This is a genomic window from Rhizobium sp. BK376, from assembly GCF_004341625.1.
Taxonomy (GTDB): domain Bacteria; phylum Pseudomonadota; class Alphaproteobacteria; order Rhizobiales; family Rhizobiaceae; genus Rhizobium.
Genome location: NZ_SLZG01000092.1, coordinates 1 through 1258 on the forward strand (window position 1 = coordinate 1; position 1258 = coordinate 1258).

Here is a 1258-nt window from a genome sequence, read left to right on the forward strand (position 1 = left end):
CGGCCCGATCCGGTGCGGCGGGTGATAATCCCAAAGCCCGGCGGCGGTGAACGGCCGCTCGGCATCCCGACGATCCGGGACCGGGTGGTTCAGACCGCAGCGAAGATCGTGCTGGAACCGGTGTTCGAGGCGGACTTCGAAGACAGTGCTTACGGCTATCGGCCGCGTCGCAGCGCGATCGATGCCGTCAAGGAGGCGCACCGGCTGTTGTGCCGGGGACATACCGACATCGTCGACGCCGACTTGTCGAAGTATTTCGACACGATCCCGCATGCGGACCTCCTTCTATCGGTGGCTCGCCGCATCGTCGATCGGCACGTGCTGTGGCTGGTCAAGCTGTGGTTACGGGCTCCGGTCGAGGAACGGGATGGCGACGGGAACCGGCGGATGAGTGGCGGCAAAGGTCATAAGTGCGGCACGCCCCAAGGCGGCGTCGCCAGCCCATTGCTGGCCAACATCTACATGAACCGGTTCCTAAAGCATTGGCGCCAGACGGGACGGGGCGAGGCATTTCGCGCACATATCGTCTCTTATGCCGACGACTTTGTCATCCTCAGCCGCGGTCGCGCGGATGAGGCGCTGGCGTGGACGAAGGCGGTGATGACGAAGCTGGGGCTGACGCTCAACGAGGCAAAGACCTCGGTGAAGGATGCCCAGCGCGAAAGCTTTGACTTCCTTGGGTACACCCTGGGACGGCGCCACCTGCCCAACGGAGGGCGCTGGTATCTGGGAGCAAGTCCGTCCAAGAAGAGTGTGCAGAGGGTCAAGCTGAAGGTTGGCGAACTGTTGGTGCCGGGTAACAAGGGTGCATGGGATGAGGTCAGGGCACGATTGAACCGCGTCTTGCGCGGATGGTCGGCCTACTTTTCCTACGGCGCTCTGGCGTCCGCATACGAGGCCGTCGATCAGCATGTCTATGATCGGACGCGGCACTTCCTCCGACAACGACACAAAGTGCAAGGGCGTGGGACGGACCGGTTCTCCCGTGAGCATGTCTACGGGGAACTGGCCGTTCTGAGCCTTCGACGCGAGCGCGGGCGGTCGTCGCCGTGGGCCTTACGATGAAGCCAGTCGGAAAGCCGGATGCGGGAAATCCGCACGTCCGGTTTGATGAGCGGGGACGGGAAACGGGGCTTCGCCACCGCGCCCGCCCTCGACTCTACAGATCAAGGGCCGCAAGAGACACATTGTTGTCGACACGCTCGGGCTGATGGTCGGCCTCATGGTCCACAGCGCCGATATTCAGGACCGCGACGGT

Annotated in this window: 1 protein-coding gene and 1 pseudogene; both read left to right on the forward strand. The window is 63.4% G+C overall.

Annotated elements, in window-relative coordinates:
• Nucleotides 1-1065: group II intron reverse transcriptase/maturase (gene ltrA, locus EV561_RS36960; RefSeq protein ID WP_132528785.1), on the forward strand; the 1065-nt coding region annotated here is incomplete at its 5' end.
• A gap of 97 nt (nucleotides 1066-1162) precedes the next feature.
• Nucleotides 1163-1258: pseudogene (locus EV561_RS36965) on the forward strand (IS5/IS1182 family transposase); the annotation flags it as partial.